The sequence below is a fragment of the Actinoplanes ianthinogenes genome (assembly GCF_018324205.1).
Taxonomy (GTDB): domain Bacteria; phylum Actinomycetota; class Actinomycetes; order Mycobacteriales; family Micromonosporaceae; genus Actinoplanes; species Actinoplanes ianthinogenes.
Genome location: NZ_AP023356.1, coordinates 7,139,367 through 7,152,751, shown reverse-complemented (window position 1 = coordinate 7,152,751; position 13,385 = coordinate 7,139,367). Strand labels below are relative to the sequence as shown.

The 13,385-nt window shown below is 70.8% G+C and carries 12 protein-coding genes; 4 read left to right on the top strand and 8 right to left on the bottom strand.

Annotated elements, in window-relative coordinates:
- The first annotated feature begins 57 nt into the window (after nt 1-57).
- Nucleotides 58-1,158: a phospholipase D-like domain-containing protein gene (locus Aiant_RS32530; RefSeq protein ID WP_189333542.1), complete on the top strand. Its 1,101-nt coding sequence runs from the start codon at nt 58-60 to the stop codon at nt 1,156-1,158.
- 162 nt (nt 1,159-1,320) lie between these two features.
- Entirely contained in the window at nt 1,321-2,076 is a 756-nt protein-coding gene (locus tag Aiant_RS32525) for a M23 family metallopeptidase (RefSeq protein WP_189333543.1), read from the top strand.
- Nucleotides 2,077-2,079: 3 nt separating this feature from the next.
- Here Aiant_RS32525 and Aiant_RS32520 read toward each other — a convergent pair whose 3' ends face one another.
- Nucleotides 2,080-3,339 (bottom strand): MFS transporter, encoded by a 1,260-nt coding sequence (locus tag Aiant_RS32520; protein ID WP_189333544.1) that lies wholly within the window; start codon nt 3,337-3,339, stop codon nt 2,080-2,082.
- A 358-nt stretch (nt 3,340-3,697) separates the two neighbouring features.
- On the opposite strand from Aiant_RS32520, the gene Aiant_RS32515 reads away from it, so the two are divergent.
- Entirely contained in the window at nt 3,698-5,134 is a 1,437-nt protein-coding gene (locus Aiant_RS32515; protein WP_189333545.1) for a GGDEF domain-containing protein, read from the top strand.
- A gap of 53 nt (nt 5,135-5,187) precedes the next feature.
- A complete protein-coding gene (locus tag Aiant_RS32510) occupies nt 5,188-5,712 on the top strand; it encodes a GNAT family N-acetyltransferase (protein ID WP_189333546.1) in 525 nt (174 codons plus the stop codon).
- A 12-nt stretch (nt 5,713-5,724) separates the two neighbouring features.
- Here Aiant_RS32510 and iolB read toward each other — a convergent pair whose 3' ends face one another.
- From iolB to Aiant_RS32475, 7 genes are read right to left on the bottom strand one after another with little or no spacing between them, the layout of a single operon-like run.
- A complete protein-coding gene (gene iolB / locus Aiant_RS32505; protein ID WP_189333547.1) occupies nt 5,725-6,549 on the bottom strand; it encodes a 5-deoxy-glucuronate isomerase in 825 nt (274 codons plus the stop codon).
- Between the two features lie 10 nt (nt 6,550-6,559).
- The gene (locus Aiant_RS32500; RefSeq protein ID WP_189333548.1) at nt 6,560-7,642 is read right to left on the bottom strand and encodes a glycoside hydrolase family 88 protein; all 1,083 of its coding nucleotides are present in this window, start codon (nt 7,640-7,642) and stop codon (nt 6,560-6,562) included.
- 32 nt (nt 7,643-7,674) lie between these two features.
- Nucleotides 7,675-8,391 carry a YesL family protein gene (locus tag Aiant_RS32495; protein WP_189333549.1) on the bottom strand — a complete coding sequence of 239 codons (717 nt, stop codon included), beginning with the start codon at nt 8,389-8,391 and terminating at the stop codon, nt 7,675-7,677.
- Nucleotides 8,388-9,266, bottom strand: coding sequence for a carbohydrate ABC transporter permease (locus Aiant_RS32490; protein ID WP_189333550.1), 879 nt, complete (start codon nt 9,264-9,266; stop codon nt 8,388-8,390). Before Aiant_RS32490 ends, Aiant_RS32495 begins: the two co-directional genes overlap by 4 nt.
- Before the next feature lies 1 nt (nt 9,267).
- Nucleotides 9,268-10,134: a carbohydrate ABC transporter permease gene (locus Aiant_RS32485; RefSeq protein ID WP_229830749.1), complete on the bottom strand. Its 867-nt coding sequence runs from the start codon at nt 10,132-10,134 to the stop codon at nt 9,268-9,270.
- Nucleotides 10,131-11,420, bottom strand: coding sequence for an extracellular solute-binding protein (locus tag Aiant_RS32480; protein WP_189333551.1), 1,290 nt, complete (start codon nt 11,418-11,420; stop codon nt 10,131-10,133). The genes Aiant_RS32485 and Aiant_RS32480 overlap by 4 nt, the downstream gene beginning before the upstream one ends.
- Nucleotides 11,417-13,288: a DUF2264 domain-containing protein gene (locus Aiant_RS32475; protein ID WP_229830752.1), complete on the bottom strand. Its 1,872-nt coding sequence runs from the start codon at nt 13,286-13,288 to the stop codon at nt 11,417-11,419. Before Aiant_RS32475 ends, Aiant_RS32480 begins: the two co-directional genes overlap by 4 nt.
- Nucleotides 13,289-13,385 lie beyond the last annotated feature (97 nt).

Genomic DNA, 13,385 nt, shown 5'->3' with positions numbered 1-13,385 from the left:
CGACGTGCGGATGATCGGCGGATGGGCCGGCGCCGGGCCCCGGCGCACACTGGCCCCATGGGTGCTGACCTCGGCGGAATCGAGTTCTACGCGGGCCCACCGGTGCTGGGTGGACCGGACGACCTGGACGCGGTCATCCGCGCGTTCATCGACGGCGCGACCAGCAAGCTGCTGATCGCCGTGCAGGAGCTGGACTCCCGGCTGATCGCCGACGCGATCGTGGCGGCCCGGGCCCGGCGGGTGAAGATGCAGATCATCCTGGAGGGCGATTACCTGCGGGAGGAGAAACCGGTCGCCGACCCGTGGCTGATCGGCGGGGAGAACGAGGGCAACCGGGTGATCCACGCGGCGCTGCTGCGCGCCGGCATCGACCTGGTCACCGACCTGAACCCGTACATCTTCCACCAGAAGTTCATGGTCCGGGACCCGGGGAAACCGACCGCCGCCGTCCTCACCGGCTCCACCAACTTCACCCACACCGACACCGGCACCAACCCGCCGGACGTCCTGGACAAACCGGGCAACAACCTGAACCACGTGGTCGTGCTGCACGGCAGGACCGCGGCCGATCTCTACATGGCCGAGTTCGCCCGGTTGCGCAGCGGCACCTTCGGCGACCTGCACGAGCGGCACGAGCCGCGGCCGCGCGAGTTCCGGCTCGGCGGCATCCGGGTGAAACCCGTCTTCGCCCCGGAGCAGGGCCCGGAGATGGAGATCATGAAGCAGATGCTGAAGGCGAAGGAGCGGGTGGACTTCGCGATGTTCACCTTCGCCCAGTCGTCCGGCATCGACGACACCATGGAGTGGATGCTGCGGGCCGGCGTCCCGGTCCGCGGTGTCCTCGACCGCGGGCAGGGCTCGCAACGGTGGGCCGCGACCGAGCCGCTCAAGGCCGCCGGGGCGCAGCTCTACGAGAACACGCCCGGCAACGGCGTCCGGAAGATCCACCACAAGCTGATGGTGATCGACCGCAAGCTGACCATCATCGGCAGCTTCAACTACACCGCCCCGGCCGCCACGCTCAACGACGAGAACATCGTCGTCCTCGGCGACCTGGAGGAGACGAACCCGGACGCGCAGGCCGCCCAGGAACGGCTCGCCGCCTACGCCCTGACCGAGATCGATCGCATCATCACCACTCTCTCCCGGCCCGCCTGACCCTCCCGGTCCGCTTCCCCTCCGGCCGCCGCTTGGGGTACGACCACAGCTCCCGTGGCGCAAATCCTGACAAGTCCGGGTCGCCGTCCGCCGCCGGGCCCCCTAGAGTGGGCGGTCGGCGTCGCGCCCGCGTCGCCGGACGGCGGATGAGGGGACGGCGGGATGCGCAAGTTCGTGGCCGGAGTCGCGGCCATGACGGCGGCGCTGGCCTTGGCGGCCTGTGGCGACAAGAACGAGGAGCCGTACTTCGTGAGCGAGGGGTCGGCCGTCTCGGGCTCGGCCGCGCCGGCCACCTCGGCGGCGGCCCCGGCGAGCGAGGTGACCAGCGCGCCACCGGCGAGCCCGAGCGCGAGCGCCTCGCCGAGCGTCAGCCCCTCCGCGTCGAAGAAGGCGACCAGCTTCACCTATGTCTTCCCGGTGGTCGGCAACAACTCGTACGCGCACACCCACCACGACTACCCGGCCACCGACGTGATCACCGGCTGCGGCAACAAGTTCCGCGCGGTCACCGACGGCGAGGTGCTCGCCGTCAGCACCGTCGACAGGTGGAAGGCCTCGGTCAACGACGGCGCCACCCGCGGCGGCCTGTCCATCTCCATCCTCGGCGACGACGGCGTGCGCTACTACGGCTCGCACCTGTCGAAGATCGCCGCCGGGGTGACCGTCGGCGCTCGGGTCACCGCCGGCCAGACCATCGGCAAGACCGGCGACACCGGCGACGCCAGCGCCTGCCACCTGCACTTCGGCATCTCCCCGCCGTGCGCGAAGTCCGGCGACTGGTGGAACCAGCGCGGCACCGTCTTCCCGTGGCCGTACCTGGACGCCTGGAAGGCCGGGAAGAACAAGTCCCCGGTCGCCGCGGTCAAGAAGTGGAAGGCCGCGAACGGCTGCCCGACCAAGCCCACCACCTTCGGCTGACCGTCAGGCCGGGACCGGGTCCCGTTCCGGCTCCGCCACCGGCTGAGCCGGCCGGGCGGGCGTGAAGACACCGGCCGAGGTGGCCAGCACGACCAGGACGGCGAGCGTCGCCAGCAGCGCGGCGCCGCCGACCACCAGGCTCGGGCGGACCGTCTCGGCGACCGCACCGGCCCCGAGCATGGACAGGCCCTGCACCGCGCAGAGCCCGGACATCGCCACCCCGAACGCGCGCGCCCGGTAGGCGGCCGGGACGGCCCGGCCGAAGAGGGCGTTCAGCGGGATGCTGAACGCGCCGGCCAGCCCGCTGACGAAGAGCAGGACCAGCACCACCGGCAGCGGCGGCTGCGCGGCGACCGGCAGCAGCACGGCGCAGGACAGGACGGCGAGCGGCAGCATCAGCTTCTGTCGCAGCTCCGGCGGGCAGAACCGGGTGAGCAGGACGCCGCCGATCGCCACCCCGGCCGGCATCATGGCGAGCAGCAGGCCGCCGACGCGGGCGCCGCCGCCGTACTCGCCGGCCAGCGGGGCGACCACCCCCTCGGTGCCGTACACCAGGCAGGCCAGCCAGAAGAGCAGCAGGTAGGACCGGAGGGCGCGGTCGGTGAAGACCACGCGTACCCCGGCGGTGGTCTCGGCCCACCAGGAGCCGGACGGTTCGGCGGCGACCTCGGTGGCCGCCGCGCAGCGGCGCAGACCGGTCGCGATCAGCGTGGCGGAGAGCAGGAAGGTGGCCGCGTCGACGGCCAGCACCGTCTGCGCCGAGCCGACGGTGACCAGCAGGCCGCCCAGCGCGAACCCGGCCACCTGGGTGACCTCGGCGACGATGTTGTCCAGGCCGTTCGCGACCGGGTAGCGGTCGCCGTGAAGGATGTCGGGCAGCAGCGACGAGCGCGCCGACTGGAACGGCGGGCGGCACAGGTTGGCCACGAACGCGATCGCCACCAGCAGCGCCACCGGCATCCCCGGGACCAGCATGAGCAGCACGAGCGCGGCCCGGACGAGGTCGCCGCCGAGCAGCACCCGGCGCCGCGGCAGCCGGTCGGCGAGGACCGCGAGCAGCGGGCCGCCGACCACCCAGGTCAGGTAGGAGCCGGCGAACGTGAGCGCGGCCAGCAGCGAAGATCCGGAGCGCTGGTAGACCAGGAACGACAAGGCCACCGCGGTCAGCTGATCGCCGATCATCGACAGCAGGTTGGCGGTGAAGAGGTGGCGGTACTCGCGGACCGCGAAGACCTCGCGGTACCCTGCCGGCTGTTCGGGCAACGATACTTCCCTGTACATAGGTCGACGGCGGGTCGTCCCAGGTCCAGTTGGGACGACCCGCCGTCGCTGACGGTCAAACCACGTTCAAAGGATGCTCAATTCCAGCTACGACCACGCATATGGCGGCCCTCCTTTCCCGTCGAGACCTCGCGCAACTTCAGCTCCAGGTACGACCGCGCATCGAGGCACCTCCTTCACCGGCCGGGATCGACTGACGGGACCTACCGTAAGTTTCCCAAGAATTCGGGCATATCAGCTTTTCGTATGACCTATCGGCGCCACCCGTCGCGATCGGGACGACTCAGATCGGCCCCGTCCCGGCCGATGGGAAGCGGCCGAGCCGAGAGGGGTGAACCGGATGCGCTGGCCCCACGCCACCGCGCCGGCGTGGATCGTTCACGCCGGCTTCCTGACCTGCGCCCTCGGCGCGGGCGGCGGGTTCGCCCTGGCCACGCCGGGCGTCCGCGCGGTGATCTACACGCTGGTCGTGATCGCCTCGATCGGGCTGTTCGTCCTGGCCCTGGTCTCCGGGCACCTGGCGCACCCCCGGCCGTGGCTGGTCGCCATCGGCGGTCTCCTGCTGCTCCTCACCGACCAGCTGCTCTGGCCGTACTGGATCATCGACGGCCACCTGGGCCGGGCCGAGGGCCGTCCCGCCGACCTGCTGCTCGCCGCCGCGCACGGGCTGTTCATGGTCGGCGCCGCGATGGCGGTCCGGCACCGGATGAGCGCGGACGCCGGCGGCATCGTCGACGCCGCGATGTTCGGCCTGTGCGCCGGTGGCGCGCTCTGGATCTGGGTGTTCGAGCCGCACCTGCCGGCTGGCGCCACCCCGGTCGGCCAGGCGCAGGTGCTGACCGACGTGCTCGCGCTCTGCGCGGTCATCGGCTGCCTGCTGCGGATGGCCTCGGCGGCCACCGGCGCGGCCCGCGGCACGATCGGCTACCTGCTGCTCACCGTGGTGCTGACCGGCGCCGCGCTGACCGCCGGAGCGCTCGGGGTGCCGCACCGCGGCACCTGGTCCGGCGTGCTGATGCTGGTCGCCTTCCTGACCATCGCGGCCGGCGCGGTGCACCCGGGCGCGCCGGCCGCGATCGAGCCGACCGGGGTCACCGAACGCCGGCCCGGCCGGTTCCACCTCGGCTGGCTCGGGGTGGCGCTGAGCGTGAACCCGGCCATCACCGCGGTGCAGGCCATCCGCGGGGACGACCGGGCCGGGCCGCAGCTGCCGGTCGCCACCCTGCTGGTGATCCCGCTGGTGCTGATCCGTTTCAAGCAGCTGTCCGGGCAGCGGGAGAAGGCCGAGCGGGTGCTCGCCTACCAGGCCTCGCACGACGAGCTGACCGGCCTGTACAACCGGCGGCAGATCATGGCCGAGATCGACCGCGCGCTGGCCACCCAGCATCCGGTCACCGTGCTGCTCTGCGACCTGGACGGGTTCAAACCGGTCAACGACCGGCACGGGCACGCGGCCGGGGACGAGGTGCTCCGGACCGTCGCCGCCCGCCTCACCGCGGTGGCCGGCCAGGGGCACGCGGTGGGCCGGCTCGGCGGCGACGAGTTCGTGGTGCTCTGCCGATCCGGCACCGAGGCCGAGGTGGCCGACCTGCGGGACCGGATCGCCGGCACGGTCGGTGCGCCGATCCCGCTGGCCGACGCGACCGTCTCGGTGGGCGTCACCATCGGCGCGGCCCGCACCACCCCGTGCGCCCGGCTCGATCGCACCGCCCTGATCGCCCAGGCCGACGCCGCCATGTACGCCGGCAAACAGCACCGCCGCGCCCGGGTCGCCTGACCCGGGCGGCAATCGGTTTGCCTGCCGGGCCGGTCGGCGGCACAGTGGCCGCCATGGAAGCACCCGAAATGATCAACGCCGGGACGATCGTCCTCAAGCGCTGGGAACCGGCCTGGGCCGCCGAGGCCGCGGCGGCGGTCCAGGAGTCCCTCCCCGAGCTCAAGCCGTTCCTGCCCTGGGCCACCGACGGTTACGGCCTCGACGAGAGCCGCGCCTACATCCAGATGTCGGTGGACAACTGGGCGGCCGGCACCGAGTTCAACTACGCGATCTTCACGGCCGTGGGCGAGCTGGCCGGCTCGATCGGCCTGATGACCCGGATGGGCCCGGGCACCCTGGAGATCGGCTACTGGATGCGGACCCCGTATGCCGGCCGGGGCTACATGACCGCCGCGGTCACGGTGCTGACCCGGGTGGCCCTCACCCTGCCCGGCGTGGAGCGGGTCGCGATCCGGTATGCCGAGGCCAACAAGGCGTCCGCCGCCGTCGCGGCGAAGGCCGGCTTCGCCGAGGTGGCCCGCGGCCCGGAGACGCCCGGCGCGACCACGATCCTGATCACGGCCGAGCGCCGGGCCTGATCCCGCGGATCGTCAGTGCCCCAGGTCGCGCAGCATCGGCACGGACCTGCCCACCCAGGACAGGTTCACGTCCTCCAGCGCGCCCTGGGTCCGCTGCGTCCCGCCCAGGAACCACAGGTAATAGGTGATGTACCCGGGCGCGCTGACCACCGTGTGATATCCCTCCGGCATCATGTGCACCCCGTGGTCGCGGACCGTGAAGTTCTCCTCGTAGCCCTCGTCGGTGTACATCCGGCAGATCCCGAACCCGTCACCGGGCTGCACCTTGAAGTAGTACATCTCCTCGTGGGCCGCCTCGGCGGGCAGGTTGTCGTTCTTGTGCCGATGCGGCGGGTATGTGCTCCAGTTCCCGCTCGGGGTGAACGTCTCCCCCACGATCAGCCGCCGCGCCGGCAGGTCCGGCTGCGCGATCTCGGTGAGGATCTGGTGGTACGTCCGCCCGAAGTTCGCCGCTCCCCACCGGCCGGACGCGACCCGGGCCGGCTCGATCACGTACGGGTCCACGGCCAGGTCCGACGGGGCGCTGGGCAGCGCGATCTCCACCGGCCCGGACGCCTCCACGGTCACCGCGACGCCGGCCGGGATGTAGACCGAGTGCGGTTTTCCGGAGAACACGTTCGCCCGGCCGCCCACGTCGGCGAACTTGGCCGCGCCGACGGTGAAGGTGGCCTTGCCGCTGAGGATCACGGCCAGCATCTCGCGGTCGCCGGACTCACCCGACCAGGACTCCCCGGCGCCGAGCCGGAGCAGCTGGAAACCGAGCAGCGAGCACGGGTTGAACGGCAGCTCGTTGAGCCCGGGCTCGGCCGGGATGTAGCAGTGGTACCGGTAATCCATGACAGCTCCTTCACCAGGGATGGGTCCAGCCGGGCCGGGTGACGCGGGTGAGGGCCTCCAGGTAGAAGTAGTCACCCCAGAGCGTTCCCTCGTCGACGCCGACACCTTTGGGTTTGTCGTAGACGCCGTGCCGCAGCAGCGCGTTGCCACCGCTGAGGTAGTCGCTGATCAGTGAGCCGAGTATGCGCCCGGCCGCGTCCCGCTCGCCGAGCTCCCACAGCCCGCACGCCGCGATCGCCGCCGCCGAGGAGTCCCGTTCGACGCCGGTCAGCGAGAGATCCCAGTAGGGCACGCCGTCGGCCGGCAGGTGCGCCCGGAAGTAGTCGGCGCAGCGCCGGGCCGCGGTGAGGAAGGACTCGTCGCCGGTGTGCCGGTGGTTCAGCAGGAACCCGTAGACGCCCCAGGCCTGGCCCCGCGCCCAGCACGACTCGTCGGCGTGACCCTGCTCGGTCTCCCCGCGCAGCGGCTCGCCGCTCACCGGATCCCAGTAGAACGTGTGGTACGTGCTCCCGTCCGGCCGCAGGATGTGGTCGCGCAGCTGCGCCGCGTGCCGCCACGCCGTCTCGGCGTACCGGTGCTCCCCGGTCTCCTCCGCCGCCCAGAACAGCAGCGGCGTGTTCATCAGGCTGTCGATGATGGTCCGGCCCCGCTGCGCCGGATCCCGCAGGTCACCCCAGGCCTGAATGATCCCGGCCGGGTGCAGGACGCGAGACATCAGGTGGTCGGCCGCCGCCAGCGCGGCCCGCTTCGCCACCGGATTCCCGGTACGCCGGACCGCCGTCACGCACGACAGCGTGTACAGAAAACCAAGATCGTGGGTGTCCACGTCGACCCGCCCGTCGACCCGTGCCGCGAAGCTCCCGACGTGCCCGCTCGCCGCCGTCAGATACTTCTCGTCCCCGGTCAGGTCGTACGCCAGCCAGAGCATCCCGGGCCAGAAACTGGTCGTCCATCCCACGTTCCCGGCCCGCATCGGGTAGCGGTCCCCAACCGTGGTGTCGTCCGGATACTCGTCGCCGAACTCGTGCAGGTTGCCGTCGATGATGGACAGTGCCGCGGTCACCGCGGCGGCGGTCACGTCGATCGCCGTCATGTGGTCCTTTCGGTCGGGAGGTCGGCTGGTTCTCAGGGCTGGGTCGCGGGCTCCGCGGATCGGCGCGCGTCGTCCACACCGGCGGCTCGTCCACAGGCCGCCCGCCCGGCACCACGATCACGAATAGACTGGCCCGGGGCAGGCCCCCCTGGGCGGGTGGGGACGGGCGAGTGGGGGGACAGCGTCCAGCGACTGTTCGCCCACACCACATACAGCAGCGGCGACGCCGCCAGGCTGACCGCCGGCACCGGCGCCGCCACGTAAAGCGCCTCCCACAACACCAGCACCCCGAGCGACGGCACCGTCAGATACCACCGGCGCACTCCCCCGAACACCCCGGCCCGCAACACGTCACGCAGCCTGGCGTCCGGCCGGCCGGCGATCGCCACCAGCGCCAGCACCGCTGTGGCCACCACCAGCCCGATCAGCACCACCAGCACCGGGATCACCACCGCACCGGCGGGATGCTCCCAGGCGGCCCGGATGTCCACGCCGAGCACGACCACCACGGCCGTGGCCAACGCGCCGAGCGGCAGCGCCCGGCGACAGGACCGCAGCCAGGCCCGCACGAAGGTGCGGACCACCGGCCCGGGGTACGCGCCGAAGACGGCGAACGCCGCGCACAGCCCGGGCGCCGCGAACCCCAGCAGCCACGGGCTGAGGAACACCGGCAGCACCGCGACGGCGAGCAGCACGTTCGTCATCAGGGCCAGGTAGGCCAGGTCGAAGAGGGTGCCGATCCGGTTCATCCCTTCAGTCCCGTCGTCGCGATGCCCTCGACGAAGTACCGCTGCCCGAGCAGGAAGACCACCACGATCGGCAGCACGGAGAGCACCGAGCCGGTCATGATCAGGGCGTACTCCGCGTTGTACTGGCTGATGAAGGTACGCAGGCCGAGCTGGATCGTCCACAGATCGCTGGACCGCAGGTACAGCAGCGGCCCGAGGAAGTCGTTCCACGTGTTGACCAGGGTGATCAGGGCGAGGCTGGCCAGTGCCGGGGTGGACAGCGGCAGCATGATCCGGCGGTAGATGCCGAACTCGCTCATCCCGTCGATCCGGGCCGCGTCGATCAGCTCGTCCGGGATCGACTCGTAGAACTGCTTCATCAGGAAGACGCCGAGCGCGCCGAACGCCTGGATCGCGATGATCGACCACAGGGTGTCCGACAGGTGCATCTTCGACAACAGCACGAACTGCGGGATCATGTACGACTGCCAGGGCACCGCCAGGGTGCCGAGGTAGGCCAGGAACAGCAGGTCCCGCCCCGGGAACCGGATCTTGGCGAAGCCGTACGCGGCGAAGCTGCCGGTGAACACCTGGAGCAGGGTGACCACCACCGAGAGCAGCACGGTGTTGCCGAGCCAGGTGGTCATGTCCGACCGGGTCCAGATGTCCACGTAGTGGTGCCACTGCGGATCCGCGGGCAACCATTGGACCGGCAGGGTGAACACCTCGTTGTTGGTCTTCAGCGAGGAGACGACCATCCAGTAGAACGGCAGCAGCACGGCCACCGAGGCGACGGCCAGAAGGAGATATCCGGCGAAGCGGCCCCACTTGAAGGAACGCCGCCGATGGTGGTCGCGCCGTGCCGCCACGGCGGGCTTGTCCAGGAGAAGACTCATCTCAGGCCTCCCTCCGCCGGTTCACCACGAACTGCACGACGGTGACCAGGAAGCAGAGCAGGAACAGGACGACCGACACCGCGGACGCGTAACCGAACTGGTTCTCCTCGAAGCCCTTGCGGTAGACGTACTGGGCCAGCACCAGGGTGGACTGGCCGGGGCCGCCGTTGGTCATCACCAGGATCAGGTCGAGGATCTTGAAGCTGTTCACGGTGAGCAGCACGATCACGAAGAACATGGTCGGGCGCAGGCAGGGCAGGGTGACCGCGCGCAGCCGCTGCCAGGCGCCGGCGCCGTCCACCCGGGCCGCCTCGTAGAGCTCGCCCGGCACGGTCTGCAACCCGGCCAGGAAGATCAGCATGAAGTAGCCCATCTCCCGCCAGGTGCCGACCAGGATCACCGCCGGCATCGAAGCGTCCGCCGAGGTGGTCCAGCCCGGCGGATGGTCGGCGCCGATGGCCCGCAGCATCGCGTTGATCGGGCCGTACCCGGGGCTGAACAGCATGTTCCAGACCTGGGCGACGGCCACGATCGACGCGATGTAGGGGAAGAACGCGACGGTGCGGAAGAACGCCACGGCCCGCAGCCGCTTGTTCAGCAGCAGCGCCAGCCCCAGCGACACCACCAGGGTGAGCGGGATGTGGAACACCGTGTAGTACAGCGTGTTCCGCATCGCGGTCCAGAAGACGGCGTCGTGGATCAGCTGCCGGGCGTTGTCCAGGCCGGTCCACTCGGCGCCGCCGAAGATGTCCCAGGTGGTGAACGCGTAGTAGAACAGCAGCACCACCGGCACCATGGTGAGCAGCGCGAACCCGGCGAGGTTCGGCAGCAGGAAGCCCCAGCCGAGCAGAGTGTTCCGGCGGGTCACTTGGTGAGGACCTCGTTCTTGGCCCGCTCCTGCGCCTCGGCGATCGCGGTGTCGATGTCCTTGGAGCCGGACAGCACCGCGGTGTGCAGGTCGTTGAGGATGTTCTGCAACGGCGCGGTGTTCTTGCCGACCGGGTTCTCCGGCTTGGTGTCGTGCTTGGTGAACGCGAACTTGGACACCGCGTCGGTGGGTACGCCCGGGATCGCGAAGATGGTGCCGGCCGCGGCGTCGGTGTTCGCCGGGGTGATGCCGATGCCCGCGAGCGCCTTCGCGGCGTCGGCGCTCCCGGCGTACGCAAGGAATTTCTTCGCAGTGTCGATCCTGTCTTTATTGATCTTAGGGTTGATACCCATGCCGGTCGGGTCGGCGAAGGTGACCGGCGTGGCGGAGGTGCCGGTGGTCGACTTGTCGAGCTGCGGCGCCGGGGCGATGCCCCACTCGAACCTGTCCGCGTCGCCGCTCTTCTGCTGGCTGAGCAGGGTGGCGATGTACCAGGTGCCCATGGTCATCATGGCCGCCTGCTGCTTGCCGAACTGCGCCTGGTAGGTCAGGTTGTTGGTGGTCGCGTCGCCGAGCGAGACCTGCGCCCCGGCCTTCTGGAGATCGACGGCCCGGGTGTAATACGGCTTCAGGTAACCGAAGTTCCCGCTGGTCAGGTCGGCGCCGGGCGACTGCGCCAGCGCGAATCCCTGCAACGTCGACTGCCAGACGTGCTCGTAGACGCCGAGCGCCTTGGACCCGGCCGCCTTCAGCCCGGTGGTCAGCCGCTTGCCCGCGTCGGCATAGTCGTCCCAGGTCCACGACCCGTCCGGATACTTCACCTTGGCCTGGTCGAACAGCGCCTTGTTGTAGTAGATGACCCAGGAGTCCTGCCGATAGGGAATCGCGTACGTCTTCCCCTCGACCTGGTACGACGACAGTCCGTTGGTGCCCGAGCCGAGCCCGGACGCCACGTCCGAGACGTCCAGCAGCTGCTTGCCGTTCTGGTAGGTGTAGAAGTTCTTCAGCGTCTTCTGCACGTACACGTCCGGCGCCTTGCCGGCCGCCAGGTCCGCGATCATCTGGGTGTCGTAGTTCTTCGGGTCGTACTCCTTGAGCGCGACCGTGACGTCCGGATACTTCGCGTGGAACCCGTCGGCGAGCACCTTGAACTCGGGCGTGGTGGCCAGGCTCCACCCGGCCAGCGTGAGCGTGTTCGCGTCGTCCCCGCCGGACCCGCCGTCTCCGGACGAGCAACCGGTCAGCGCGAGCAAGAGCGCCGTGACGGCGGCTGTCGAGCGTTTCATCCCTGCTCCTTCATCAGATCGAGGTGGTGCTCCGTGATGACGCCGTCCGGCCAGGTCACCCGCACGGTGTCGCCGATCTCGACACGACAGCGCGGTTCCTCGGGCAAGGCGGTGGTGAGCGCGACGAGCGTGGCGGTCCAGGCGCCCGGCTCGACCGGATGGTCGACCCAGGGCACCCGGACCGGGCCGCCGAACGGCCCGGCGTCGTCGTGGACGGTGGTCCCGGTCGCGCCGCCGGGCGGCAGGATCGCGGACAGATGGGAGATCAGGTCGCCGGTGACCGGCCAGCCGCCGATCCGCAGCCGCAGCGTCGCGGGATCGTCGCGGACGTCGTCGACCTGCGCCAGCCGCACCTCGAAGATCCCGCGGACCAGCGAGAAGACCGTGAGACGCGCGGCCGTCCGGACCGTCCCGGCCCGCCCCGACCCGTGGTCCGGACCGCTGTCCTCGATCCGCACCCAGTGGATCAGACCGTCAGACCCGGTTTCCGGTACGCCCAGAGCCCGCATCCCGCTGCGATGCGTGGTGTTCCCGTCCCGGTCGACGAGCACCACCGACTGGTCCTCGGGCCGGGTCCAGCCCGCCTCGTCGAGCACCGGCGCGGTCGCCGTCGAGTAGCCGAGCCGGGCGTACAGCGGTGAGTCCGCCCCACCGCGCCCCTCGAACCCGTGGTCCGTCCCGTGGTTGACCACCCGGACGATCCCGTCGGCTCTCGTGCCGGAGACGATCCAGGCCGGAGCCGCCACCGTCCGGACGAAGTCACCCCGCTCGACCGGCAGCGGCACGCTCGGCGCGGTCCACACCGGATGGTCGGCGGGCAGCGCGATCCCGAGCAGGCCCTTGCTCGCCCAATACGGCGACCCGGGCCCGGAGTACGACTGCGCCAGCCGCCGCCACGTCCCGTGCCACCCCATGGTGAGCAGCCCGTCCCCGTCCGGCGCGCCCCGATCCACGAAGTGCCGCACGACCAGGTCGGCCGCGTGCCGCAACTGCCCGGCCGGCACCGACGGCACCTCGGCGACGACGCCGGCCCAGAACGGTACGGCCGCCGCGAACCGGTAGATCAGGCTGCGTCCCTGCACCAGCGGCGACCCGTCCGCACCGACCAGCGCGACCGCGTCCTGGAGATACCGGTCGAGATCGCTCACCCACTGCTTCTCGCGCCCGCCGGTCAGGCCGGACGCGCCGAGCATCCGCATCCACAGGATCGGGTAGAGGTGCAGCGCCCACCCGATGTAGTGGTCGAACCCGCGCCGGTCCCCGTCGGAGAGCCAGCCGTCGGCGCGCCGGAACGACTCGTGCGCGGCCAGGTCGGCGGCGATGTCCCCGGCCGACCACGGGCCACCGGCCGAGCGCAGGAACGTCTGCACCACGATCCGGAACCAGACCCAGTTGATCCGTGGATAGGTGTCGTCGCCGACGGCCGGCGCGAGGTAGTCGACGATCCGCTCCTGCACCGCCGGGTCGAGCCGGTCCCACAGCCAGGGGCGGGTCAGGTCCAGGATCAGCGCGATGCTCGCCGCCTCGACCTTGGCCTGCGAGTGCTCGGTGAGCCGTACCCAGCGCTCGGGCGAGTGCGGGTCGCTGCCGGTGGCCAGGCCGGTCGCGTACCAGTCGAGCAGCTCGTCGACGCCCTCGCCGCGGGCACCGGCGATCCGGAAGCCGGCCGTCAGGAACGTCCGGGCGAAGCCTTCGAGCCCGTCCACGTCGTGGCCGTAACCGCCCTCGGCGCCGGGGAAGGTGATCCGGGCGTGGCCGGGCGAACCGTGGCGACGGGCGGCGGAGAGCATCCGGTCGGCCAGGTGCAGCCACTGCTCGCGGGTCCAGTCGGGGCGGGACGGGGCGGGTGTTCGCGGATCCTCAGGCACGCGGCACTCTCCGGAGTGGAGCGATCGTTGCGTGGAAGTAAAACGCTCATAATCGAGCATGTCAATGTCTGTTACGAACTGATGCGCTCAGAAGCGA

What these genes read in the sequence shown, in the direction of transcription:
- Aiant_RS32530 (WP_189333542.1), top strand. Translation starts at nt 58, where the DNA reads ATGGGTGCTGACCTCGGCGGAATCGAGTTCTACGCGGGCCCACCGGTG.
- Aiant_RS32525 (WP_189333543.1), top strand. Translation starts at nt 1,321, where the DNA reads ATGCGCAAGTTCGTGGCCGGAGTCGCGGCCATGACGGCGGCGCTGGCC.
- Aiant_RS32515 (WP_189333545.1), top strand. Translation starts at nt 3,698, where the DNA reads ATGCGCTGGCCCCACGCCACCGCGCCGGCGTGGATCGTTCACGCCGGC.
- Aiant_RS32510 (WP_189333546.1), top strand. Translation starts at nt 5,188, where the DNA reads ATGGAAGCACCCGAAATGATCAACGCCGGGACGATCGTCCTCAAGCGC.
- iolB (WP_189333547.1), bottom strand. Translation starts at nt 6,549, where the DNA reads ATGGATTACCGGTACCACTGCTACATCCCGGCCGAGCCCGGGCTCAAC.
- Aiant_RS32500 (WP_189333548.1), bottom strand. Translation starts at nt 7,642, where the DNA reads ATGACGGCGATCGACGTGACCGCCGCCGCGGTGACCGCGGCACTGTCC.
- Aiant_RS32495 (WP_189333549.1), bottom strand. Translation starts at nt 8,391, where the DNA reads ATGAACCGGATCGGCACCCTCTTCGACCTGGCCTACCTGGCCCTGATG.
- Aiant_RS32490 (WP_189333550.1), bottom strand. Translation starts at nt 9,266, where the DNA reads ATGAGTCTTCTCCTGGACAAGCCCGCCGTGGCGGCACGGCGCGACCAC.
- Aiant_RS32480 (WP_189333551.1), bottom strand. Translation starts at nt 11,420, where the DNA reads ATGAAACGCTCGACAGCCGCCGTCACGGCGCTCTTGCTCGCGCTGACC.